Below are 24,909 nucleotides of genomic sequence, written 5' to 3'. Positions count from 1 at the left end.
TTAATGTTACTTAGCAACTATTCCTGGGCACAGCGGGTGCTTACGGGAAAAGTGACCGACGGAACGGAACCGGTAGCCGGCGCCACGATATCCGTCCGGGGCACTTCAGGTGCAACCTCCACGGGTGCCAACGGCAACTTCAGCCTATCCACCGATAGGGAAACAGGTGAACTGACGATCCGTGTCCTCGGGTTCACGACACAAACCTTGTCATTTTCGGCGTCTTCCGACATTGGGACCATTGTCTTGATACCCTCCGGCTCGGAAACATTGGATGAGGTGGTGGTTGTTGGGCGTGGGATCATTGACATTGCCGAGGACCGGAAAACGCCCATTGCGGTATCAACTGTATCACGTGCTGAGATACAGAACAAGGGAGTTGGAAACGTTGAGTTTCCCGAAATCATGAAAAACACGCCGTCCGTGTTTGTCGCCAACCAAGCCAGCGGATTTGGAGATGGACAGAATTTCCTGCGCGGATTTGACCAATCCAACACGGCCTACCTCCTGAATGGTCAGCCAATTAATGGTATGGAAGACGGAAATATGTATTGGTCAAACTGGAGTTCCATCGCCGATGTGGCCAACGCCATTCAGGTACAACGCGGTTTAGGCTCATCAAAACTGGCCATCTCGTCGGTAGGCGGCACCGTGAACATCATCACAAAAGCTACCGATTTAACCCGGAGCGGATCCGTACGATTGATGACCGGCAACGACGGTTTCCTGAAAGGGACCATCAGCTACAATACCGGACTCCGGCGCAAATGGGGGTTTTCCATGCTGCTGGACTATTGGAGGGCGGACAGAAAATATGCCGTGGGAACACAGGGTGAAGGACAAAGCTATTTCTTCTCCGTCGGCTATAAGCCGAATGAGCGCCACAATTTCAACTTCATGATTTTCGGGGCACCCCAGAAACATGGTCAGAATTATTCCAAGGGATTGCTAACAACTTATTGGCCGGATAATGCCAGTGGTGGTATCGCCGGTACGGTGAATCAACCGGGGTACGATATGACCGGTATCCGTGGCAATCACAACTATGGGCATTATAACGGTGAGGGACTTTCGCTCGTTACCAATTTCTACCACAAGCCAGTAGCCAACTTCAACTGGGATTTTGACATTACCGATCAATCTTCCCTTTCAACCGTGCTTTATGCATCCATGGGCCGCGGCGGTAGTACCGGATCGCTGGGCAATGGTCAAAACCGGCTGAACAGTCAATATGGACCCGCTTACGGACCACAGGGCGAGCTGTTGTGGGATAACATTGCCAAGTATAATGCAGACATCCCCAATGGCGTGAGTTCCGGCTTTAACGGCACCATGTTACGCGCATCGATGAACAATCATTTCTGGTACGGTTTAGTATCTAATTTCAATCATGAAACGGATTACGGACTAAGCTTTAATGTGGGTGCCGACCTGCGCTTCTATCACGGCGACCATTTCCGGCAACTCATCAACAAACTTGGGTTGAATAGCCGGATTGAGAACAGTGCGGCACACGGTGGCGATTTTGAAATTACGAAAACATACAAAGCCGACCCCTGGGCTTCCCTGTTTAACTACGCCCCGGTAGACCAACGGGTTGGCTACGACGATTCCGAAGACATTAACTACCAGGGTGCCTTTGGACAGGTGGAATACAGCAACGATGATTTTTCAGTATTCGTTCAGGGTTCGGTGTCCAATCAGTCGTATATCAAGTATAATCGTTGGAATTACGATGAGCGCGAAGCCAAGTCCGATACCGAAAGCAAAATCGGATACAACATCAAGGGAGGCGCCTCCTATAACATCGGTGATCAGCATACGCTATTTGCCAACATCGGTCAATACTCGCGACAGCCTTTCCTGGATAACGTCTTCCAGCAGGGTACCATTGATTTTACTGACCCGGAGGTAGACAATGAGGAGATTTTTGGTCTGGAAGCGGGATACCGGTTTACCGCCGCTAATTTTACGGTTAACCTGAACGGCTACTATACGGCATGGCGCAACCGCTTCCTGGGCTATGACGCGGATAACCGGGAGGTGAATGATGTTGTGTACCCGGACGTTACCTATTTGCTCACGGGGGTTACGCAATTGCATAAAGGGCTGGAGTTGGATTTCCAGGCCCAGATTACCTCCCAGTGGATGTTCCGCGGATACGGGTCGCTCGGCGACTGGCAATACGACGGCGATTCGCCTTACCGGCTGCGAAATAACGATGACTCACAGATCATTGAAAGCGGGAACCTCGGGCTATCTGGCGTAAAAGTGGGTAATGCCGCGCAGACTTCATTCGGTTTTGGTACGGAATACGATATTTTGGAAAACCTGTCTATTGATGCCAGTTACAACTTTTACGACAACCTGTATGCACAGGTAGAAGCGGCGGATGTAGTAGGTGCGGCGTTGGATGGCGAAGTGTATGCGCCGGAAAAGCTGGATGCATTCGGCACCTTTGATGCCGGTTTGACTTACTTATTCCGTTTGGGTAGCCAGCAACTGAAATTCCGGGGCAATGTATTGAATCTGTTTAACACAACATATTTTGGCAGGAAAGACGGATTCGGTTACTACTACGGACTGGGTACTACCTGGAATGCGGGATTGACCTACAGCTTTTAAGGGACAGGGGCCGATTATTTATAATACCGGGAAGGTTGTCCGAAATGGACAGCCTTCCCTTTTATGCATTATAATAAAATTCATCAATATAAGTCAATGTCATCATTTCATTGTTAAATTGCTGCAGGCTCTTGCGGTCGGCCGACAACTCAAAGACAACAGATAGTTTCCGGGAACGCTTACTCACGGTTTTTCGACTATAATTAATACCGTGGTTATCCATTACCTGTTTCAATTCTTCCAGGTGGCCGATGTCGGTGCTTTGAAAAACCACAAATATGGTACGCGTAAGGAACAGCCGTTCCATGGCACTCTCTACTTTGTTAAGAACAGACAAGACGATCACCGTAATGACTGCAATTGCCAGTGACAGGCCGTAGTACCCCGTTCCCGCAGCCATCCCAATTCCGGCAACAATCCAGATAACCGCGGCGGTCGTGAGCCCCATCACCGAAAATTTATCCTTAAAGATTACACCGGCACCGATGAAGCCGATACCGGTGATGATATTGGCGGCAATTCGGTCATCGCTGCCTACCCCGAAGCGCGACACGATGGTAAACACGGTAGCCCCAAGGCAGATGAGAACAATGGTACGGAAACCAGCGGATTTATTTCTGTATTCGCGTTCAATGCCTACAAGGCTTCCTGACAATATGGATATACCTATGGATATCAGATCGTTGTCTTCTGGGAAAAATTCCATTTTTATTTGTATTGGATGGTAATTTGTGGTGTATGGTAAGTGGTGAATATACCGGTCCACCCATTTTACGGATCACTAATCAAGATAAGCATATGTAATTCCGGTGCCGCCCCGGTCCGGGTGTTCGTCTTCCAGTCGCTTGACTTCTCCATATTTTTGAAGGTAATCCCGGATAAATTTACGCAAAATACCGTTGCCTTTTCCATGGATGATTTTGAGGGTAGGAAAACCCATCATCACAGCCCGGTCCAGCTGCTTTTCAATCTCGTACAGTGCAGATTCCGTACGCATACCCCGTACATCCACCTCGTGGAGAAACTCCGCTACATCATCCGTCATCGCAGCATAGTGCGATGAACGCGAAGCGGTTGATTTTGCTTTTTTGGCAATAGGCACTACTTTATTACGTTTTTGTACCGTCCGCAATTCACCCATCGCCAGCACCAGGTTGTTTTTGGCCACACTGATTACCTGTGCCTCACTCCCGGTATCCAATATTTTCACCCAGTCGCCAACACGGACCTCGGCGTCCGTAGCAGACTGGGCGGCAGCCGCCGGCTTTACCGTTGCTGCCGCATGTGCCTCCCGTGTGGCATCAAGCTGCTTGCGGAGCGCGCTGGTCGCAGTTTTGTCTGCCTGGTTTTTCTTTATTTCCGCAATGGTATTTTCAACAAGTCTGTTGGCATCTTTCAGTATATTCCCGGCCTCTTCCCGCGCCTGCCTGAGAATCGACTTTTTATTTTCCTCCAAATAGGTCTGCAATTGTTCGTTTTCCTCCTGCATCCGGGTTAATTGCCGTTGTTTCTCCGCGAGTGAAATTTTCACTTCCTGCACTTCTTTCTTATCGCGTTCGAGATCCACCAGCAGTGAGTCCACCCGTTTTTGGTGTGCACCGATCCGCTGTTTGGCCGCATGTAGGATTTCTTTACTTAGCCCGATTTTCTGTGCAATTTCAAATGCATAGGAGCTGCCGGGTTTTCCGGTTTGCAGGATGTAAAGTGGCTGCATAGCCAAATTGTCAAACAGCATAGACGCATTCTCCAAGCCGGCTGTGTTACTCGCATACACTTTAAGGTTCGAGTAGTGGGTAGTGATGATTCCACGTGCCTGCTTCCGGTTCAGCACCTCCAATACGGCCTCAGCAATCGGCCCACCAAACAGTGGGTCGGTACCCGTCCCGAATTCGTCAATCAATATCAATGTCTTTGAATCGGCACGCTCGGAAAAATATTTCATTTTCGACAGGTGTGCACTGTAAGTACTCAGATCACTTTCAATGGACTGGTCGTCACCAATATCCGCAAATACCTGACGGAAGATACCCATTTTCGAATCGGGGTCGGCAGGGATCAGCAATCCGGCCTGTGTCATCAACTGCAGCAGGCCAATTGTCTTCATGCATACCGACTTACCACCGGCATTAGGGCCGGACACCACAATAATCCGCTGCTCATTATCCAGATGGACATTCAGCGGCACCACTTGTTGTCCGGTGTGCTTGAAATTCAATAACAGCAAGGGATGCCGGGCATTAATCAGGGAAAGCCGCGCTTCGTTTACCAGCTGGGGAAGCTGTCCTCCAATATCAATAGCGAACAATGCCTTAGCACGCACAAAATCAACCCTGCTCAGCAGGTCGTGATAATCCAATAACAGCGGAATATGGGGACGTATTTCGTCGGTCAGTGCAATCAGTATACGCATGATTTCGCGCCGTCGGTCAAATTCCAGGTCGCGGACCCGGTTATTCAGGTGAAATACCTCTTCCGGTTCGATATAGGCGGTCTGTCCAGTAGCCGACTCATCGTGTATCCACCCCTTGATCCTGCGTTTATTTTCCGCAAGCACCGGGATACATAACCGCCCGTCGCGCACGGTGAGGTTTCCGTCTGCAGTCCACCCCTGCTGCTGCGCCGATTTAAAAACCTGATCCAGGCGTTTTCGTGCTTCCTGTTCTGCTTTGGTAATGCTTGTCACAATTTCTGCCAAAAGCGGTGATGCGTTGTCCCTGATCTTTCCTTTCGGGTCAATTACGCGTTCAATCGACGTAACGAGGGCCTCTTCAACGGGCAGGTGTTGAAAAAGGGCCTCCAGGTTAGGGTATTGGCCACCGCGTTCGTTAAAGTACCGGATGACTGCAAATACGGTCTTAAGCGAAAGCAGCAGGTTTGCAAATTCGGCTTCCAGGAGAAAAGTACCTACCACCCTGGCCTTCTCGGCCAGTGGCCGGATGGGATATAGGTGGTCTACCGGCAAAGGCGTGTCGTTCGTCAGCAACTCTTTGAATTCATGCGCCTGCCTTAAAAATCTGTTGATCTGATCGAAGCGTGTCTGCGGCTGTATCCGCTCCACCAACGCGCCGCCCGCTTCGCTCAGGCATTTCGCTTTAATCAGCGATTTAATAGCGGTAAAACCAAGTTTTTCTGCAGCGTTATCGGGGTAAATCATTATGTTGCTTTATTTCGTTATGGAGAGCGGACGAATGGTCCGTGGCGTATCGGGTTTGACAGACTCCAGCTGCTCGCCGGCAACGACTGTCACGTCATCGGCTTCTTTTGTTACCCTGATATGATGAAAGCCCAACTGCTCCCAAAGCCTGTCCTTTAATCCGATGTACGTCACTGGCACGGGCTGATTATAAACAGTATCTGTACCGTGGAGGAAAAGCAGGTCTTTTTTTCGTATATAATCCAATGAGTCGCGAACGGCACGGTTTTGCTGATTCAGTCGCTGTACGCGTTGGACAGAATCGGTCATCCGACGCGATTGGTATGATGCATCCTGAACCTGTTGTGCCGCCGCATTCAGGGCATCGAGCCGTTTCTCTACTACGCTGTAAAATTCATTCATGACCCGGGGTCTGTGGGAATAGTAGGAAATGCTGTTTGCAAATATTGTAGAATCAATTCCGTATCGATTAAAAATAGCGGCATAATAACTATCCAGATATAGCCGTGCGGAATCAATTGGTATGGCGGCCAGCTGTCCATCGGCCAGATGTACATCAAACAATACATCCGGCATCTGCTTTTCGGAGATAATACCCGCAGGAATTTTCTCGCCACATGAGACCAGCAAAATAAACATCAGTCCAACCAGTGGAAATCGCATGCTATTCAATTTTGACCCGCCGCTTATCTGTTGATAGATCAAGACAGGTTTTGTAGTTTTGTGCAAAATTAGATAAATTGCCGTTCTTACGCAATTTATCAATAGCTCTTCTGTAGTTAGCAGATCAAGTTTAACAGGACAAAAAACACAAAAATGAGGCCGAATTTAATGGCCCGAAGCATTACTTTTGTATCGCATTATCGAAATGAACATTGCAAAAAATATTGAAGTTGCACAGGAAGAACTCAACCGCCTGGGGGTTAAATTGATTGCCGTTTCCAAAACTAAACCGCTGGACGCTATTCTGGAAGCGTACGGGGCAGGTCAACGTGCTTTCGGCGAAAATATCGTTCAGGAATTGGTTCAAAAACAGGAGGCTTTACCCAAAGATATCGAGTGGCATCTGATCGGTCACCTACAAAGTAATAAGGTCAAATACATTGCTTCTTTTATTTCCCTTATTCATGCAGTGGATAGCCTCAAGCTCTTGAAGGAAATAGACAAACAAGCCGGAAAGCACAAGCGTGTCATTGACTGTCTGTTGCAAGTATATATTGCGGAAGAAGACACCAAATTCGGGCTCGACCATGCCGAACTGATTGAGTTACTGCGTTCAGAGGAATTGGCCGGATTGAAAAATATCCGCATTACCGGATTGATGGGAATAGCAACAAACACACCCAACGAAAAGGTGGTCAAAGCGGAATTTTATGAGTTGAAGACATTATTTGACGGCATCAAGCAGAGTTTTTTCAGGGATGCCTCCTATTTTGACACCCTATCCATGGGCATGTCCGCCGATTATAAAATAGCCATCGAGCAGGGCAGCACCATGGTACGGCTTGGAAGCACGCTATTTGGCGGGCGTTGAAACAGCGATCGGTATTCTGCAGCCAGTGAACCCCGGAAGGGCACAACGACTGACTGCAGTGCAGGTTAGGGAATCCGGTCACGGAACATAAACAAAATGAAAACAATTATCCGCAAAGCAACGGCTACCGACTGCCCGCAGATGCTGGGTCTGATCCGGGAGCTGGCTGTTTATGAAAAAGCACCGGATGAAGTAACGGTAAGCATGGCTGAATTTGTGGATGCCGGGTTCGGCGATCAGCCGGTTTGGGAGGCTTTTGTAGCGGAAGAAGATAACCAATTGGTGGGTATGTCGCTCTTTTACATCCGGTATTCGACATGGAAAGGCCGTCGGCTGTATCTCGAAGATATCATCGTTACGGAAAATAGACGCGGAAGTGGTATTGGCAGGCAGCTTTTTGAACGCACCCTGGAACTATGCAAGGAACGTCAATATACCGGTATGGTTTGGCAGGTGCTCGAATGGAATGAACCCGCGATTAAATTCTATCAAAAATATGGTGCAGCTTTTGATTCAGAATGGTTAAATGCATCAATCAATGCATAAAAACAGGTAATCATGAAAAAAAACATAAACAATACCGGGACCTGGCTTCTTTTATTTTGTTTAACAATACTCTCCGGTTGCCAGCCAAACAGCGGCGACGGTCGGGCATCGGACAATAAACGGGTGGCTACAGACACCCTTACCTACCAGTACACCGATTATACCCGCTTTAGCGATCACCTGGTAAAAACCAGCGAAACAACCGACACTACGTTTTTTTCTGTTTCTTATCCGGTCTTTGCCGATTCGACCGTCAATTTGTTTGTACGGGAAGCGTTGCTGGGCAGTGACACGGCTTCCGTGGAAAAAGCAGCCGACCAGTTTATCTCCGATTTTGACCGCTTTATGGAAACCGATCCATTTCCCCGGGTCTGGGTATCTGAATCGCATGCGAAAGTATATCGTATCACCCCCTCCTACCTGGGACTTACAATCGACGCGTATTCCTATACAGGCGGTGCCCATGGCAACTACGCTACGGTGTTCGGGCATTATGACCTTACTGATGGACAGCCATTTACACTTAGTGATGTCGTAGATACAGCTTATCAGAATGAGTTGACAGCTGTTGCCGAGCGTTATTTCCGCCAACAGGAAAGTCTCACAGTAGACCAATCGTTGGAGGACCATTATTTTTTTGACGATGGTCGGTTCAGCATCCCTGCGAATTTTGCATTTGAACAGGATAGCCTGCTGTTTTTGTACAACATTTATGAAATTAAACCTTATGTAGACGGGCAAACGGAATTACGTGTTCCTTATACGGATATTGACCGGCTTTTGACCGACCGTGCCAGACGGATCGTCAATGAAATCGCTACAGTAAAAACCCCTTAATTACCATATGCATGTATTTAAATTCGGTGGCGCCTCTGTAAAAGACGCCAGCGGTGTCATCAATCTGGGCAATATCCTAACCAGCTATGCGGATAAAAACCTGCTGATTGTCGTATCGGCGATGGGCAAAACCACCGATCTGCTGGAAGAGTTGACGCAATGTTATTTTCAGCAAAAAGAAGACTGTGCGGTGTTGCTGCAACAATTGAAAACTTATCACAATGCTATTTTAACAGCACTGTTTCCCGATGAGAATCATCCAGTGTATAACCAGGTTGCTAATTTATTTGTGGAAATCGAATGGGTTCTGGAAGAGCCACCAATGGATGGTTACGACTATTTATATGATCAGATCGTCGCCGTCGGAGAATTACTTTCTTCAACAATTGTAAGCCATCATTTAAACGCACGTGGATTGAAAAACCGATGGCTTGATGCAAGGAGCTATATTATTACCGACAACACTCACCGAGAAGCGCGGGTAAACTGGGAAATTACCGAGGGCCGTGTACAGCAGGATATTCCGGCTATATTGACACAGGAAATGGTCGTTACCCAGGGCTTTATCGGCTCTACGTCTGAAAATTTTACCACTACATTGGGTCGCGATGGATCCGATTATTCGGCTGCAATTTTCGCAGCCTGTTTGCCTGCGGACGATATTACCATCTGGAAAGATGTACCGGGTGTCCTCAATGCCGATCCAAAATGGTTTGACGAAACGCAGCTAATACCCGAGTTATCGTACCTGGATGCAATTGAACTGGCTTATTATGGCGCGAATATCATTCATCCGAAGACTATCAAACCGCTTCAGAACAAGGATATTGCGCTATATGTCAAATCTTTTATCGATACTGAAAATGGTGGAACGCAAATCCGTACCACCAAGGAGGCTCTCCCCATCCCCTCCTTTATTTTCAAGATAAATCAGGTATTGATTTCCATTCTCCCGAAGGATTTTTCCTTTATTGTTGAAGATAACCTTAGCGATATTTTTAACCGTTTTCACCGTTACCGGATCAAAGTCAATATGATGCACAACAGCGCGGTCAGCTTTTCTGTCAGTGTGGACGATACCGGTGATAATATCAATAAACTGCTCTGTGATCTGCAGGAACGTTATGCGGTACAGGAACAACGCGGGCTGGAGCTGATTACTATACGTCATTATAATAACCAGACCATCGCACGGGTATTGGTGGAAAAGGAGATCATTATGGAACTCAAGGACAGTTATACCTGCCAGCTGCTGGTAAAAAAACAGGGAGCGGGATAACGATCTTCTGTCATATCCTCATTACACGTTCTTACTATGGCGTTTTTTATATAGCTTTGGCATAAAAATTCTTTATTCTTCAAACATGAGCATTAGACATAAATACACAATCGGCACATTGGGATTAGTAGCGCTTTGTTTTACTTTATCCTGCAATAACAGCACGGAACAACAAGCCAATAGTACAGCTGAAACTACGGCAACAGAAACAGCAGCTCCACAGGAAACACAACAGGCTGCTCCCTCAGCACCCGTATCAGCCGAACCAGCAAAGGCAATTCCCGATTTCACCTTTTACATTCTCAAAAATGGCATCCGCTTCAATAAAGAGGACCTGGCTAAAAACGGCAACATCACGTTTATCCTGTTTGATCCCAGCTGCAGCCATTGCCAACATGAAGCAAGGGATCTCGGTCAGCACTACGACCAGCTGAAAAACAGCAACCTCTACTTCGTCTCCATGAATGATCCTGCATTAATGAGTAGTTTTCTGGAAACGTTCGCCAAACCACTGGTAGACAAACCAAATATTACGGTGTTGTACGACCGCGATGCCGATTTCATCAATAAATTTCACATTCCTTCACAGTATCCGGCAACTTACGTTTACGGAGCAGACGGACAGTTAAAAGAGCATTGGAGCGGCGATCGGGCGATTGATGAAATCATTACGGCCATCAAACAATAGTCAAATCCATCCCAGTCAACATATCAGATGCTAGACGTTGCAATAAACGGTTTCGGACGCATTGGCCGTCATACGTTACGTAGCCTGCTGCTTCGGAAGATCTCCGGTGTGCGGGTCGTGGCCATTAACGACCTCGCAGATACCGTCACCCTTGCCCATCTTTTCAAATATGATTCGGTACATGGCCCATATCCCGGAACGGTAATGGCCGGGGATGGCAAGCTCATTATCGACGGACATGTCATTCCGACCTATATGGAGCGGCTGCCGGAAAATTTACCCTGGGACTCTCTCGGTGTTGATGTCGTAGTCGAATCGACCGGCAAATTCCTTAAGCAGGAACTGGCCATACGCCATTTGACTGCAGGTGCCAAACAGGTCCTTCTTTCAGCACCTTCGCCTGACAAGGGGATTCCGACTGTGGTACTGGGTGTCAATGAATATACCATTGATATGCACACTCCTATCCTTTCGAATGCCTCATGCACCACGAATAACGTAGCGCCATTGGTTAAGGTATTGGATGAAAACTGGGGTATTGTCAATGGCTATATTACCACCGTACACAGCATGACCGGTGACCAGAATCTCCACGATGCACCGCACCGTGATCTCCGACGGGCCAGGGCGGCGTCAGCTTCGATTATTCCCACGACGACGGGAGCAGCTAAGGCCATTACCAATGTATTTCCGCATCTTGAAGGCCGACTTGGGGGCGCAGGAATCCGAGTACCTGTATTGAATGGCTCGCTGACTGATTTTACCTGTACGTTGGAACGCCTACCGACAGTTAACGAAATTAATGCAGCATTTCACCAGGCGGCAAATGGAACACTGAAAAATGTACTGCAGTATACTGAAGACCCTATTGTTTCCGTTGATATCCTCAATAACCCTTATTCATGTGTATTCGATGCCCAATTGACGTCGATTGTCGGCACCCTGGTGAAGGTAGTGGGCTGGTACGATAATGAATACGGCTATTCCAACCGGCTGGTCGACCTTTTGGCTAATATCGCCTCGAAATGATCGAACTGATCAAACCTGAAGACACGCTGGCCTTGCGCAGCCAGGTACTTCGAAACGGACTGGCACCCGATGCTTGTCTTTTTGAAACGGACAATTTGCCCACCACATTTCACATGGGATATTTTCTGACGAACGGTGTCATTGCCGCTGTCCTCTCCTGCCAACTGGAAAGCCTGGAAGATTACGCTGGCATCGGCTATCGGCTACGGGGTATGGCAACGGATCCGGCATGGCAGGGTAAAGGCTTTGGTAGGGAATTGCTTCAGCAAACCATTACATACCTGACCAACGACTTAACGGTTGATTACCTTTGGTGCAATGCCCGTAAAATCGCCTACGGATTTTATCAGCATGCCGGATTCCAGTTTCTCTCTGCAGAATTTGAGATTCACGGCATCGGGCCACATAGTGTCATGTATTTCCAGCTCAGCTAACGTATTATTATGATTCATAAATAAAAAAGGAAGCCAATGGCTTCCTTTTTTGCTGACAAGTCGATATGGGTTTTCAAAACTTATTTCACTGCATCAATCACGGCTTTGAACGCCTCCGGATTGTTCATGGCCAAATCAGCCAGTACCTTGCGGTTTAATCCGATATTTTTGGCATTCAGCTTACCAATCAGCTGGGAGTAAGATATCCCATGCTCACGGGCACCGGCATTGATACGCTGTATCCATAAAGCCCTGAATTCCCTCTTTTTGGTTTTGCGGTCGCGATAAGCGTACAGCAATCCTTTTTCTACGGTATTTTTAGCAACGGTGTACACCTTGCTACGTGCCCCATAATAGCCTTTCGCTAATTTGAGGATTTTTTTGCGCCTTCTGCGAGACGCTACTGCGTTAACCGAACGTGGCATAATTTCTAATTTTTTGGTAACAGGTGCCGTGTCTTACAACGGTCTTACAACCCGGTACCCGGTTAATGATTTTTGTTAATTACAACTATTTACCGATGGCAAGCATACGTTTTACGTTGCCTGTATCTGCTTCAGACACTAAACCGGTCTGCGTTAGATTGCGTTTACGTTTGGTGCTTTTCTTGGTCAGGATGTGACTTTTGAACGCATGTTTACGTGCAATCTTACCTGTTCCAGTAAGCTTAAAACGCTTTTTGGCACTGGAATTGGTTCTCACTTTTGGCATGATTACTTAATTTTTATATCGATCTGTCAGTTTCTTTTATTTCTTTCCGGGTGTCTTCGGTGCAACCGTGAGGAACATTCGCTTACCTTCCAGTTTGGGAAGTAACTCCACCTTTCCGTAGTCTTCAAGCGCCTGTGCGAAGCGAAGCAGTAGAATTTCACCCTGCTCCTTATAAACAATAGCCCGTCCTTTGAAGTGAACATAGGCACGCACTTTCTCGCCAGCTTCCAGGAACTTAACGGCATGTTTCAGCTTGAACTCAAAGTCGTGGTCACTGGTATTGGGGCCGAAGCGGATTTCCTTAATAACCGTTTGCTTGGCGTTGGCTTTGATCTCCTTCTGCTTCTTCTTCTGCTCGTAGATGAATTTGCTATAATCGATGATTTTACACACCGGGGGATGAGCATTGGGGGAAATTTCCACCAGGTCCAATTCCAATTCATCAGCCAGTTCCAATGCTTTGCGTGTAGGATAAACTCCTTGCTCCACATTATCTCCGACCAGGCGTACCTCTGGTACCCTAATATATTCGTTTATCCGGTGATCCGGCTCTTTTTTCTTAAATGGGGGCCGTCCGCGGCCTTTAAATCCTGGTTTATTTAACGCCAAATGTTAAAAAATTAAACGGTTATCTCTTTTATTAAATGTTCAGCAAACGCATCCGCCGTCATTACACCCAAATCACCGGAGCCGTGTTTCCGCACAGAAACTGTGCCATTCTCCACTTCTTTTTCACCGATGATCAGCATATACGGAATCTTCTTTATTTCCGCGTCCCGGATCTTACGCCCGATTTTCTCGTCACGTAGGTCAACCAAGCCGCGAATATCGGAATTATTAAGCGATTCTAAAAGTTTTTTCGCATATTCTTCATATTTTTCAGAGATGGGTAACACGATAAATTGTTCGGGTGCGAGCCACAGCGGAAACTCCCCTGCGCAATGCTCAATCAGTACCGCCACAAAACGCTCCAAAGATCCAAACGGTGCTCGATGGATCATCACGGGCCGATGCTTGGTGTTGTCACTGCCTGTATATTCCAGCTCAAAACGTTCGGGCAGGTTATAATCTACCTGGATCGTACCCAGCTGCCATTTGCGGCCCAATGCATCTTTCACCATAAAGTCCAGTTTCGGCCCATAGAATGCCGCTTCACCCAGTTCCACGATGGTTTTCAGTCCTTTTTCCGCAGCGGCCTCAATAATTGCGCGTTCCGCCAGGTCCCAGTTTTCATCTGATCCGATATATTTGCCCCGGTTATCCGGGTCACGTAATGAAACCTGTGCGGTATAGTCCTCGAAACCCAACGCACCAAATACGTAAAGCACCAGATCGATCACTTTTTTAAACTCGTCCTTTACTTGATCCGGACGGCAGAATAGGTGTGCGTCGTCCTGGGTAAACCCGCGTACCCGTGTAAGACCATGTAATTCACCACTCTGTTCATACCGATAGACTGTGCCGAATTCAGCAAACCGGATCGGAAGATCTTTATATGATCGGGGTTTTGTCTTATAGATTTCGCAGTGATGGGGACAGTTCATCGGTTTCAGGAAAAACTCCTCACCTTCCTGCGGCGTGTGGATCGGCTGAAATGAGTCTGCTCCGTATTTGTCGTAATGCCCCGAAGTGACGTAAAGATTTTTATGACCGATATGGGGGGTTACCACAGGCTCATAGCCCGCCTTGATCTGCGCACGCTGCAGAAAATCAATCAGCTTTTGGCGTAGACGGGCTCCCTTAGGAAGCCACAGCGGCAATCCCATGCCCACTTTCTCAGAAAACGTAAACAGTTCAAGCTCACGGCCCAGCTTGCGGTGGTCGCGCTTCTTGGCCTCCTCAATCGTGTGCAGGTAATCGGCCAACTCGCCGGCCTTGGGAAATGTCACACCGTAAATACGGGTAAGCTGCTTACGGCTTTCGTCTCCGCGCCAGTACGCACCTGCCACATTGGTCAGCTTTACAGCCTTGATAAAACCCGTATTCGGAATATGGGGACCGCGGCAGAGGTCTGTAAAGTTGCCCTGCGTATAAAACGTAATGCTGCCGTCGGGCAGGTCTTTAATCAAATCAAGCTTATATTCATCGCCTTTTTCCGTAAAATATGCTTCCGCATCCGCTTTACTCACCGGTGTGCGGCTATACGCTGACTTCGTACGGGCAAGTTCGATAATCTTATCCTCAATTTTTTTGAAATCATCCGAGGAGAACTCGCGATCGCCAAAATCGACATCATAGTAGAATCCGGTCTCGATTGCCGGACCAATGCCAAATTTTATACCGGGATATAGCGCTTCCAGCGCTTCCGCCATCAAGTGGGCTGAGGAATGCCAGAATGTAGATTTTCCTTCACGGTCGTTCCAGGTCAGCAGACGGACGTCGGCATCCTGTTCTATCGGTCGGGAAGCATCCCATACTTCGCCATTAACAACAGCGGCTAGTACATTGCGGGCCAAGCCTTCGGAAATGGATTGTGCGATCTCCATCGCATTCGTCCCCTGCGCATACTGACGCACGGAACCGTCGGGTAAGGTAATGTTAATCATGTACAACTATGATTTTAATGTTAATAAAACGAATGACATAAACCACAATACAAGGTGTGATTATTTTTCGGGCACAAAGGTAAAGAAAGGGAAGCTGAAAACAAAACCAGTCTTTGCCAACAGATTGTCAGGTACCCAGCAAAGGCTAACCGACGCTTACCGTAATATTTTCCGTATCTTTGCATCCTAAAAAATAAACATGGCGCATCAGGTCCCCGAAGACGGCTCACTACTTCCGCTAATGGAGGAATTCTACACGATACAGGGTGAAGGCTATCATACCGGCAAAGCGGCTTATTTCATCCGCTTGGGCGGTTGCGATGTGGGATGCCATTGGTGTGATGTAAAAGAAAGCTGGGATGCCGATTTACATCCGCTTACAGCCGCCGACACCATTATTGAACACGCAGGGCGGCATCCATCGAAAGCCGTCGTGGTTACCGGCGGTGAACCTTTATTGTACAACCTTGATTACCTCACGGGGGGGCTGCAGGCTGCCGGCATCAAAACATTTATTGAAACATCAGGCGCTTATCCGCTGACTGGCAGCTGGGATTGGGTCTGCCTTTCGCCAAAAAAATTCAAGGCCCCACTACCGGATGTTATTGCCGCCGCCGGCGAACTGAAAGTCATTATTTTTAATAAAAGTGATTTTGCCTGGGCTGAAAAACATGCCGCGCTCGTCCCCGCTGGCTGCCGCCTGTACCTACAGCCGGAATGGTCCAAAGCAGCGGAGATGACGCCGCTTATTGTCGATTACGTTATGCAGCACCCGCAGTGGGAAATTTCACTCCAGACCCACAAGTACCTGAACATTCCATGATCAGCCCATCTATTTTATAATACATTTGTTGGAATCTGCTGTTTTTGGAACTTTTTTTGTGTTTCTTACCTGAAACACATAAATTTGTCTAACATCAATCGTGAAATACCAAATAAAAAAGACATCATGAAAAAAATTGTTACCATATGTACTATGCTGATTGCCTTTATGGGCGTCGCTATGGCGCAGCAGAATAGCAAGGCCGAGTTCAAATTCGAAACAGAGACACATGATTTCGGGAAAATACCACAAGGTAAACCGGTTACCTATGAATTTACCTTTACCAATGTGGGTACCGAACCGATTATTATCAGTGAGGTAAGACCGTCGTGCGGATGTTCCGTTGCGGAATTTACCAAGACACCGGTAAAACCTGGTGAAAAAGGAACAATTTCCGTAACCTATAATGCGGCGGCGAAAGCGCCCTTTACCAAGAACTTTACGGTCCGTTCCAACACCAAGACTCCCGTAAAGACCCTTTATATCAAAGGAGAAGTGACCGGGTAGTTGTCTTAAATAATAAGCATAACAAACCAGCCGCTTCACAAAAAAGCGGCTTTTTTTATATCGTAAAATGTGTAATATTGCACCATGAAGGATAACTTCAATAATAAAACATTATGCCTGTAATATCTCAAAAAGGTCGGGAAATGCCGGCCTCGCCCATACGTAAACTTACACCCTATGCCGACCGGGCCAAGGAGGAGGGAAAAACAGTCTACCACCTCAATATTGGACAACCGGATATCGAAACACCCGAAATCATGCTGGATGCTATTCGGAATATCGATTTTAAAATATGGGCTTACACCCCTTCTGAAGGTACACTTACCTATCGGACAAAACTGAGTGAATACTACAACAAATTGGGATATGGCATTAAACCGCAGGATATCCTGGTTACCAATGGCGGTTCAGAAGCGATTACCATCGCCATGCAGGCCTGTCTGAATACAGATGAAGAAATCATCATACCGGAACCGTTCTATGCCAATTACAGTGGATTTGCGCATACTGCCGGCATTGTCATTAAACCCATTCTGTCACACATTGAAAACGGATTTGCCTTACCGGAAATTTCTGCCTTTGAATCACTGATAACGAAAAAAACCAAAGCGATTGCCATCTGTAACCCCAATAACCCCACCGGGTACCTCTACTCGCGTGAAGAGTTGGAGGCACTTCGCGACCTCTGTATTAAGCACGACCTCTTTCTTTTGGTCGATGAAGCTTACCGGGAATTCTGTTACGGCGACCGCTCCTTCATTTCCCCGTTGCACCTCGATGGATTTGATCAACATATCGTTATACTCGACACGGTATCCAAACGATACAGTGCCTGCGGTGCCCGTTTAGGGTGCATCATCACAAAAAACCGGGCTGTGTGGGAAACCGCTTTAAAATTTGCACAGGCACGTCTGAGTCCACCTGCCGTTGCGCAACTGGCGGCAACGGCCGCAGTAGATACGCCGCAAAGTTATTTCGATGCCGTAAAACGCGAATATACGGCCCGGCGGGATGTACTGGTCGATGGACTGAACCGGATAACGGGAGTGCACTGTCCCCTTCCCGGCGGCGCGTTCTATGTGCTGGCCCAGTTTCCAATTGATGATTCGGACCGGTTCTGCCAGTGGATGCTTGAGGATTTCGCTTATGAAAATCAAACCGTAATGATGGCACCTGCCACCGGGTTTTACAGTCACGAACAGGAAGGAAAAAAAGAGATAAGACTGGCTTATGTGTTAAACATCAACGATTTAAAAAATGCGTTGATTTGTATTGAAAAAGGGTTGGCCGCCTATCCGGGTCGGGTTTAAGGTAGCCTATCAAGCACGAACTGAAGTTGTTGTTCTTCATTCAGTTCCGTATTATCCAATATGACGGCATCATGTGTCCGCACGAGCGGACTTTCCTCGCGGGTAGTATCAATATAGTCTCGGTGCGCCAGGTTTTCAAATACCTCCTCAAGGGTGATCTGCTCCCCCTTATTTTTCAGTTCCAGGTACCGACGCTGGGCACGAACATTGGGATCGGCAGTCATGAAAATCTTGACGTTCGCATCCGGAAAGACGGTAGTGCCGATGTCCCGGCCATCCATGACAATATTCCTACTCCGGCCCAGTTCCTGCTGCAATGCCACCATGGATTGTCGGACTGCTTTTATAGCGCTTACTTCACTGACATTATCGGAGATATGCATTTGCCTGATTTCGTCGCTGATATCCTCTCCGTTGAGGAAGATACTGGTTTTTTCAGGTGTAGCATGAAAATCGATCCGGATATTAGCCAGCGCCTGACGTACTGCCTGTTCATCGTCCAAAGACACCGCGTTCCGGAGGAAATACACGGTAACGGCGCGGTACATAGCGCCGCTATCGATATACAGGTAATGCAGTCGTTTGGCAAGTGCCTTGGCCAGTGTACTTTTACCGCATGAGGAATAACCGTCAATGGCAATGATGTTGTTTTTTCTTCCCATTAGCGTCAGTTGTTACCCCCGATCAGCACGCCCGGCTTGTTAAGCACAGGTATCTTGGTAAGGTTCTCATCTATAATGCTTTCGGGCAGAAAAATATACTTTTTATCGTAAATTGTCCCATTAACGTAGTAGCTCAGCCAATACTCATTGGTTAATCCGAAAACCTGTTCATCAATGGCTTCGATCCGGGCGTAATCTCCCGAATCTATATCACCGATAAAATGCCGCAGTATAGATGTTTTCACATCTTTGCCATCTTTCACGCCATAACCTTTGGAACTCACCATGACATTCTTGATCGGTGTCATTTTTTCATTAATGAGATACACGTGCCATACTTTCTCACCGGGTGATTCACGCTCCAATACAATAGCAATGGAAACGTCCTCAACAATATTTTCCGGCAGGTCCTTTTTCATTTCTTTCTGTCATTGGCAGCTGATCAGCAGTTAACGGCTGGCATAAACGAGTGATTACTTTCTTCCCTTCGCCTTCTTTTTCGGCTTCTGTTCTCCTGTTTCGGCCCATTTCAGCACGTCGGTATAAGTAATTGCCGTTACGTCCGTCCCTTTGGGTATTTTGATATTTTGCTTACCAAACCGAATAAACGGGCCCCAGCGTCCGTTTTCAATGCGTGCTTCTGGGTTTTCGTCAAAAATACGAATTACCTTCTCCTTATCTTTCTGGCGTTTTTCACGGATAATCTGAATGGCGAGCTCCTCTGTCACATCATGTGGATCAACCGTTTTAGGCAGGGAATAAAACGCACTGTTATGGCGGATATACGGCCCGAAGCGGCCAATGGCAACCGCCATGTCTTTATCCTCAAACTGACCCACTATTTTAGGCAGCTTAAATAATTCCATTGCCTCCTCAAAGGTAATGGTCTCGACCATTTGTCCGGGGCGTAGACTGGCAAACCGTGGCTTTTCCTCATCATCGGCCGTTCCGATCTGTACCATGGGGCCAAACCGGCCGATACGCACTCTGACTTTCTTGCCCGTTTCGGGATCTGTACCCAGTTCACGCTCACTGTTCGCCCGATCAGCCGTTTTAATTGTTGTTTCTACTTCATTATGAAAAGGGCCGTAAAAATCGTGGAGCATATCTGTCCACGCTTTGAGGCCCTGGGCAATCTCATCGAATTCCTTTTCCACCTTGGCAGTGAAATGAAAATCTACAATACCTTTAAAATGTTCCACCAGAAAGTCATTGACAACCGCACCAATATCTGTGGGGAATAATTTGGCTTTCTCCGCACCGGTCGTTTCCGTTCTTTTCAACATGGTAATTTCGCCAGACTGAAGTTCGAGAACGCGATAATCCCGGGGTTTGCCTTCCCGGTCCTCTTTTACAACATAACCTCGGTTTTGAATGGTTGATATGGTCGGCGCATAAGTAGAGGGACGTCCAATACCCAGTTCCTCGAGTTTTTTCACCAGACTGGCTTCGGTATACCGGGCTGGCGGACGGGAGAACCGTTCCGTGGCGGTGAGGGTTTTCAAGGTCAATTCCTGTCCCTTTTGCAACGGAGGTAATAATGCATTACCCGTATCATCATCCAGATTAGGTTCGTGTTCCTCGTCAGTTGATTCAAAATATACCTTTAAGAAACCATCGAATTTCATTACTTCGCCATTAGCCACAAGCAACTCATCCCGCGTTGAAATACTGATCTTCGCCGTTGTCCTTTCAAACATAGCTTCGCTCATCTGAGAGGCAATCGCCCGTTTCCAGATTAGCTCATACAACCGCCTGTCGGCGGGGTCACCATCAATCGTATGCTGATTGAAATATGTTGGCCGGATGGCCTCGTGGGCCTCCTGGGCTCCGGAAGATTTTGTTTTATACTGCCGGCGCTTATGGTATTGGTTACCATAAGCCGCGCGTATTTCCTGCTCAGCTCCTTCCAGTGCTGTATCACTCAAGTTCACTGAATCTGTACGCATATAAGTAATGCGGCCCGATTCATAAAGACGCTGCGCGACGGCCATCGTACGGGCCACGGAAAACCCAAGTTTACGGCTCGCTTCCTGTTGCAGCGTCGAGGTAGTAAACGGAGCGGCAGGGTTACGTTTTGAAGGTTTAGTTTCGAGATCCACTACGGAAAATCCGGCCCTGGAGCAATCCCTTAAAAACAGCTCAGCTGCTGCAGCAGCTGAAAATCGCTGGGGAAGTTCCGCTTTAAAAAGTTCTTTGGCATTCCCGGTATGGAATATCGCTACGATCCGGAATGCCGCTTCTGCCTGAAACCGGTTGATTTCCCGTTCACGGTCCACAATCAGACGAACCGCCACGGATTGCACGCGGCCGGCGGATAACGCTGGCTTCACCTTTTTCCACAGCACGGGCGAGAGCTCAAAACCAACCAGGCGGTCGAGCACTCTCCTTGCCTGCTGCGCATTCACAAGGTTAAAATCGATGCTCCGCGGGGTTTCGATGGCACGGAGGATAGCGGGTTTGGTAATTTCATGGAATACAATGCGTCGCGTATTGCTATCCTGCAATCCAAGCGTTTCGTAAAGGTGCCAGGAAATGGCTTCTCCCTCCCGGTCCTCGTCGGATGCGAGCCAGACTGTTTCTGCGTTTTTGGCTAATTTTTTCAACTCACTAACTATGGCTTTTTTATCGGCGGGCACCTCATATTTTTGTGTAAAGTTATTTTCGGTGTCTATGGCATCGTCTGTCTTTACCAGGTCACGGATATGTCCATAGCTGGATTTCACCAAAAAATCCTTTCCCAGATATCCTTCTATTGTTTTTGCTTTTGCCGGAGACTCAACGATCAGTAAGTTTTTCGCCATTAATTTTCAGATTTCTGCAAATAAAGGGATTTATTCAGGGAATGACAAAACGTTTTGTGATTTTTAGCGATTGCCTGCCAGCTATTGTTTTCGGGCAATGACTTCCAAGGAAGTTATAATCGTAGAATTAGCAAAAGCTGGTTATTGATTATTGTTGCTAAAGACCAATTACCACAAAAAAATTACATCACACAAAAAGAAAACAGCAAAAACTACAGAAGCCACACCATTTGTTGTCATAAATGCCCGGTTTACCCGGCTTAAGTCCGTTGGGCTTACAATCCGATGCTGGTAGATAAGTAACAGGACATAAAAAATAACGCCTGCTATATAAAACCAGCGTAAAGGCACATAAAATAAAGGTAGCACAACGAATATCGCCGACAACATGTGGAAAAATTCAGAGAGCCGCAAGGCCTTCCGTTTGCCAAGCCAGGCGGGTATCGAATTTAGGTGCTGTTCGCGATCAAATTCTTCATCCTGCAATGCATAAATGATATCAAAACCACCAACCCAAAACAGCACGGCCAGTGAATAAAATACAGGAACAAGATGGAATGTACCCGTAACGACAAGGTAAGCCCCCAAAGGGGCTAGTCCCAGGCCCAACCCCAGCACCAAATGACAAAGCGGTGTAAACCGCTTTGTATAGCTGTAACCGAGTACCACAGCCAGGGCAACGGGCGACAGGTAAAGGCAAACGGTATTAATCAATCCCGTTGCGCCGATAAAAAGCACGCAGTTGACAATCGTAAATGTGAGCGCCTGACGCGGACTCACGCGCCCGGCCGGAATATCCCGCATGGCGGTGCGTGGATTAACTGCATCGATATCGCGGTCGAGATACCGATTGAACGCCATTGCAGCATTACGGGCAAATACCATGCATGCCAGCATAAGCAACAATTTCATCCATGCAAATGGATAATCGGTGGTATTGACGGCAAGAAAAAAGCCGATGATAGCAAACGGAAGTGCAAATATGCTATGAGCAAATAATACGAGGGAAAAATATTTATTCATAAATCGTTGTCCTGCGCGTTAATCTGTTGTTCGTTAAATTTATGGTTGATCTCATCGATTGCCATTAATAACGGTTCGCCTCCGACGCGGGTTTCGGCCGACGTGAGAAAATGGGGAGGAACCGTTTCAAACCATTGGAGTAGTGCTTGTCGGAATTTCTTGATATTCGCTGCAGACCCGGCCTGAGACAGCTTATCCGCCTTTGTAAAAACCAGCATAAATGGAATACGCTGCTCACCTAACCAGTAGCAAAAATCGAGGTCAATTTGCTGTGGCCCGTGCCGACTGTCGACCAGCACAAAAACACACTGCAGGTTTTCGCGCATCAATAAGTACCGTCGGATAAACTTTTCCCATGCAGCACGATTGGATTTAGAAGTTTTTGCAAAACCATAGCCAGGCAAATCCACCAGATACCAATCATCATTTATCAAAAAATGATTAATGACCTGTGTTTTACCTGGTGTCTGCGATGTCTTTGCCAGGCTTCGTTTGCCCGTAAGGGCATTAATCAACGATGATTTACCCACATTGGATCTCCCGATAAATGCATATTCGGGAAGACTCGGTTTCGGCAACTGATCGACCCGGGTATTGCTACAAATAAATACTGCTGTTTTGATAAGCATATGCAAAGGTAAGACTAAATGGCGTTGCTGCGCAAATTCGCGTCATTTCTTTACCTTCCGGGTAAATTCACTAAATTAGTCGCCCAAATGTACGTCATGTATCGATTCGGGACTCTCTCCTTCTGTCTTTTACTTTCCATTTTACTAAGCGGCTGTCTTACCCGTAAAAATGCACTTCCGCCAAACCGGACAGGCTCTTCGGTGCCCCACCGTAAGCCTGAAAGGAATGCAACGATCCCTACCGACGCATCATCGGCAGGAAGGAATATGCCAGCGCGCGGCAAAAGCGGGCTACTCGAAGGGTATGCGGCGGTGCTTGGCGTACGGCCCGCTGAATTGGAAAACCGGGAGCTGTACCGGTACATTGACCAATGGATCGGCACCCCGCACCGGCTAGGGGGCACTGACCGACGGGGTATCGACTGTTCGGCCTTCGTAGCTATGGTAATGCACGACGTTTATGGCAAGTCGATACCCCGAACCTCACAGGACATGGCGCAGCAGATTAAGCGAAAATATGAAAGGCAACTTAAGGAAGGAGACCTGGTTTTCTTTTCATTTGGACGAAGCGGCATCGATCATGTAGGCATCTACTTGCAGAATAACAAATTTGTCCATGTGTCGACTAGCCGCGGAGTCATCATCAGCGATCTGCACGACACCTGGTATTATAAATATTTCAGGCGTGCCGGCTCCGTCAGGCAATAGCACATGTATTCCAGTTTTCCCCTAAGATTTTTGGTAGGATAAATGCTGCTTGTCAGTGAACCCAAGAAAGTCAGATGTCGTGAATATCCTACCCTATACCATGCGGTTAAATTGCATATAAAAGTAAATTTAATTAAGTTTGTCACCGACGAAACAGCGCACCATATCCACCCCGTGAAACGCATTGTATTTATATTGTTGATTCCTATTGTACTGCTACAAAGCTTCGCTACGTTATGGATCTCAGTTGGGTTTTATGCTAACCGGGATTTCATTGCCAAAACCCGCTGCGAAAATCGCTTTACACTCAACAATTCCTGCCTTGGACAGTGCGTCTTAATGAAAAAGTTAAAAGAACAGGAGGAAAAGGAAAGGCAGCAACCCGATATTAAATTCAAGGAAGCGCTGCTGTTCAATCAGCAATTAGGAGTCGTTAACTTACTCCGGCCGTCAACTGACCAGCGTACCGGGCCGCAGCCGCTTTACCGTGAATCACTGCATGTCCATACATTTTTCGCGTCTATTTTCCGTCCACCAGCCGCTTAGTCTCACAACCTCTATCATCGCATGCCCGGCTGCATGCAGCACTCATTAATTTTTGTTTTAAGTGGAACGCTTTGTTCGTTCAGTTCATTTTACGCGGATTGAAAACCCCCGTCGCATTTTTACTGCTATTGTCGTTGGTGTACCAATGCTTGGGTAGCCTTGGTGTATTTGCCTGGTATGAGGTGAACCGCACATCTATTGTAGCTAACCTGTGCATCAACCGGGATAAACCTGAACTACATTGCAACGGCAAATGCATTTTGGCACAGAAACTACGGAACCTGGATGATTCAGACCGAAAAGAAACTAACCAGGGAACTTCGGGAGCTTTGAAACTCGAAATCCCCGCTTTTATTGTACAGTATTACCGCATCACGCCAATTGACTTCGGTGAAAAGGCCATACGTCGTTTCCCTCATGCACTAACTCCTTATTCTTTCCTCCCCGACGCTGATGTTTTCCGCCCCCCAATTGCAGGGTAATTAATACAATTACAAATCCCATCGTATGGAGC

General features: G+C 47.4%; 26 protein-coding genes. 14 read left to right on the top strand and 12 right to left on the bottom strand.

The window, feature by feature from the left end; genetic code table 11:
- Positions 1-3: 3 nt before the first annotated feature.
- Positions 4-2,625 (top strand): TonB-dependent receptor, encoded by a 2,622-nt coding sequence (locus ABWO75_RS01845; protein ID WP_353181980.1) that lies wholly within the window; start codon positions 4-6, stop codon positions 2,623-2,625.
- A 61-nt stretch (positions 2,626-2,686) separates the two neighbouring features.
- On the opposite strand, the gene ABWO75_RS01840 is transcribed toward ABWO75_RS01845, so the two are convergent.
- The 3 genes from ABWO75_RS01840 to ABWO75_RS01830 all read right to left on the bottom strand — a co-directional run bounded on the left by ABWO75_RS01840 (position 2,687) and on the right by ABWO75_RS01830 (position 6,442).
- The gene (locus tag ABWO75_RS01840; RefSeq protein ID WP_353181978.1) at positions 2,687-3,331 is read right to left on the bottom strand and encodes an MgtC/SapB family protein; all 645 of its coding nucleotides are present in this window, start codon (positions 3,329-3,331) and stop codon (positions 2,687-2,689) included.
- A gap of 75 nt (positions 3,332-3,406) precedes the next feature.
- A complete protein-coding gene (locus ABWO75_RS01835) occupies positions 3,407-5,779 on the bottom strand; it encodes an endonuclease MutS2 (RefSeq protein ID WP_353181976.1) in 2,373 nt (790 codons plus the stop codon).
- Between the two features lie 9 nt (positions 5,780-5,788).
- Positions 5,789-6,442 carry a DUF4296 domain-containing protein gene (locus ABWO75_RS01830; protein ID WP_353181974.1) on the bottom strand — a complete coding sequence of 218 codons (654 nt, stop codon included), beginning with the start codon at positions 6,440-6,442 and terminating at the stop codon, positions 5,789-5,791.
- A gap of 205 nt (positions 6,443-6,647) precedes the next feature.
- Between ABWO75_RS01830 and ABWO75_RS01825 the strand changes: the two genes are divergently transcribed.
- The 7 genes from ABWO75_RS01825 to ABWO75_RS01795 all read left to right on the top strand — a co-directional run bounded on the left by ABWO75_RS01825 (position 6,648) and on the right by ABWO75_RS01795 (position 12,126).
- Complete coding sequence (locus tag ABWO75_RS01825; RefSeq protein ID WP_353181972.1) at positions 6,648-7,313, top strand: YggS family pyridoxal phosphate-dependent enzyme; 666 nt, start codon at positions 6,648-6,650, stop codon at positions 7,311-7,313.
- Between the two features lie 96 nt (positions 7,314-7,409).
- Positions 7,410-7,859: a GNAT family N-acetyltransferase gene (locus ABWO75_RS01820; RefSeq protein WP_353181970.1), complete on the top strand. Its 450-nt coding sequence runs from the start codon at positions 7,410-7,412 to the stop codon at positions 7,857-7,859.
- Positions 7,860-7,871: 12 nt separating this feature from the next.
- Positions 7,872-8,696, top strand: coding sequence for a DUF3298 and DUF4163 domain-containing protein (locus ABWO75_RS01815; protein WP_353181968.1), 825 nt, complete (start codon positions 7,872-7,874; stop codon positions 8,694-8,696).
- 7 nt (positions 8,697-8,703) lie between these two features.
- A complete protein-coding gene (locus ABWO75_RS01810; protein ID WP_353181966.1) occupies positions 8,704-9,975 on the top strand; it encodes an aspartate kinase in 1,272 nt (423 codons plus the stop codon).
- Positions 9,976-10,060: 85 nt separating this feature from the next.
- On the top strand, positions 10,061-10,663 hold the full coding sequence (locus ABWO75_RS01805; RefSeq protein WP_353181964.1) for a peroxiredoxin family protein: 603 nt from the start codon (positions 10,061-10,063) through the stop codon (positions 10,661-10,663).
- Between the two features lie 27 nt (positions 10,664-10,690).
- On the top strand, positions 10,691-11,692 hold the full coding sequence (gene gap, locus ABWO75_RS01800) for a type I glyceraldehyde-3-phosphate dehydrogenase (RefSeq protein WP_353181962.1): 1,002 nt from the start codon (positions 10,691-10,693) through the stop codon (positions 11,690-11,692).
- Positions 11,689-12,126 carry a GNAT family N-acetyltransferase gene (locus tag ABWO75_RS01795; RefSeq protein WP_353181960.1) on the top strand — a complete coding sequence of 146 codons (438 nt, stop codon included), beginning with the start codon at positions 11,689-11,691 and terminating at the stop codon, positions 12,124-12,126. Before gap ends, ABWO75_RS01795 begins: the two co-directional genes overlap by 4 nt.
- An 80-nt stretch (positions 12,127-12,206) precedes the next feature.
- Here ABWO75_RS01795 and rplT read toward each other — a convergent pair whose 3' ends face one another.
- The 4 genes from rplT to thrS all read right to left on the bottom strand — a co-directional run bounded on the left by rplT (position 12,207) and on the right by thrS (position 15,383).
- Entirely contained in the window at positions 12,207-12,551 is a 345-nt protein-coding gene (rplT, locus tag ABWO75_RS01790; RefSeq protein ID WP_257656433.1) for a 50S ribosomal protein L20, read from the bottom strand.
- A gap of 85 nt (positions 12,552-12,636) precedes the next feature.
- Entirely contained in the window at positions 12,637-12,837 is a 201-nt protein-coding gene (rpmI, locus tag ABWO75_RS01785) for a 50S ribosomal protein L35 (protein ID WP_257656432.1), read from the bottom strand.
- Between the two features lie 36 nt (positions 12,838-12,873).
- Entirely contained in the window at positions 12,874-13,446 is a 573-nt protein-coding gene (infC, locus tag ABWO75_RS01780) for a translation initiation factor IF-3 (protein ID WP_353181957.1), read from the bottom strand.
- Positions 13,447-13,457: 11 nt separating this feature from the next.
- Positions 13,458-15,383, bottom strand: a complete 1,926-nt coding sequence (gene thrS, locus ABWO75_RS01775; RefSeq protein WP_353181955.1) for a threonine--tRNA ligase — start codon at positions 15,381-15,383, stop codon at positions 13,458-13,460.
- A 199-nt stretch (positions 15,384-15,582) separates the two neighbouring features.
- Here thrS and ABWO75_RS01770 point away from each other — a divergent pair, with 199 nt between their 5' ends.
- The 3 genes from ABWO75_RS01770 to ABWO75_RS01760 all read left to right on the top strand — a co-directional run bounded on the left by ABWO75_RS01770 (position 15,583) and on the right by ABWO75_RS01760 (position 18,023).
- A complete protein-coding gene (locus tag ABWO75_RS01770) occupies positions 15,583-16,206 on the top strand; it encodes a 7-carboxy-7-deazaguanine synthase QueE (protein WP_353181953.1) in 624 nt (207 codons plus the stop codon).
- Positions 16,207-16,332: 126 nt separating this feature from the next.
- Positions 16,333-16,713, top strand: a complete 381-nt coding sequence (locus ABWO75_RS01765; RefSeq protein ID WP_353181951.1) for a DUF1573 domain-containing protein — start codon at positions 16,333-16,335, stop codon at positions 16,711-16,713.
- A gap of 113 nt (positions 16,714-16,826) precedes the next feature.
- Positions 16,827-18,023: a pyridoxal phosphate-dependent aminotransferase gene (locus ABWO75_RS01760; protein WP_353181949.1), complete on the top strand. Its 1,197-nt coding sequence runs from the start codon at positions 16,827-16,829 to the stop codon at positions 18,021-18,023.
- Here ABWO75_RS01760 and cmk read toward each other — a convergent pair.
- The 5 genes from cmk to yihA all read right to left on the bottom strand — a co-directional run bounded on the left by cmk (position 18,020) and on the right by yihA (position 23,141).
- Complete coding sequence (gene cmk / locus ABWO75_RS01755) at positions 18,020-18,685, bottom strand: (d)CMP kinase (protein ID WP_353181947.1); 666 nt, start codon at positions 18,683-18,685, stop codon at positions 18,020-18,022. The two genes, ABWO75_RS01760 and cmk, sit on opposite strands and share 4 nt — an antisense overlap.
- A 5-nt stretch (positions 18,686-18,690) precedes the next feature.
- Positions 18,691-19,104, bottom strand: coding sequence for a hypothetical protein (locus tag ABWO75_RS01750; protein ID WP_353181945.1), 414 nt, complete (start codon positions 19,102-19,104; stop codon positions 18,691-18,693).
- A gap of 54 nt (positions 19,105-19,158) precedes the next feature.
- On the bottom strand, positions 19,159-21,489 hold the full coding sequence (gene topA / locus ABWO75_RS01745; protein WP_353181943.1) for a type I DNA topoisomerase: 2,331 nt from the start codon (positions 21,487-21,489) through the stop codon (positions 19,159-19,161).
- A 168-nt stretch (positions 21,490-21,657) separates the two neighbouring features.
- Positions 21,658-22,512, bottom strand: a complete 855-nt coding sequence (locus ABWO75_RS01740) for a UbiA-like polyprenyltransferase (RefSeq protein WP_353181941.1) — start codon at positions 22,510-22,512, stop codon at positions 21,658-21,660.
- Positions 22,509-23,141 carry a ribosome biogenesis GTP-binding protein YihA/YsxC gene (gene yihA / locus ABWO75_RS01735; RefSeq protein ID WP_353181939.1) on the bottom strand — a complete coding sequence of 211 codons (633 nt, stop codon included), beginning with the start codon at positions 23,139-23,141 and terminating at the stop codon, positions 22,509-22,511. The genes ABWO75_RS01740 and yihA overlap by 4 nt, the downstream gene beginning before the upstream one ends.
- Positions 23,142-23,159: 18 nt before the next feature.
- Here yihA and ABWO75_RS01730 point away from each other — a divergent pair, with 18 nt between their 5' ends.
- The 3 genes from ABWO75_RS01730 (at position 23,160) to ABWO75_RS01720 (ending at position 24,877) form a co-directional block, all read left to right on the top strand.
- On the top strand, positions 23,160-23,849 hold the full coding sequence (locus ABWO75_RS01730; protein WP_353181937.1) for a C40 family peptidase: 690 nt from the start codon (positions 23,160-23,162) through the stop codon (positions 23,847-23,849).
- A gap of 339 nt (positions 23,850-24,188) precedes the next feature.
- A complete protein-coding gene (locus ABWO75_RS01725) occupies positions 24,189-24,395 on the top strand; it encodes a hypothetical protein (protein WP_353181935.1) in 207 nt (68 codons plus the stop codon).
- A gap of 98 nt (positions 24,396-24,493) precedes the next feature.
- Entirely contained in the window at positions 24,494-24,877 is a 384-nt protein-coding gene (locus tag ABWO75_RS01720) for a hypothetical protein (protein WP_353181933.1), read from the top strand.
- The last annotated feature ends 32 nt before the right edge of the window (positions 24,878-24,909 follow it).

Origin of the sequence: Parapedobacter lycopersici (assembly GCF_040395035.1) — a bacterium.
GTDB classification, from domain to species: Bacteria; Bacteroidota; Bacteroidia; order Sphingobacteriales; family Sphingobacteriaceae; genus Parapedobacter; species Parapedobacter lycopersici_A.
This window is presented reverse-complemented; position numbering and strand designations above follow the sequence as displayed.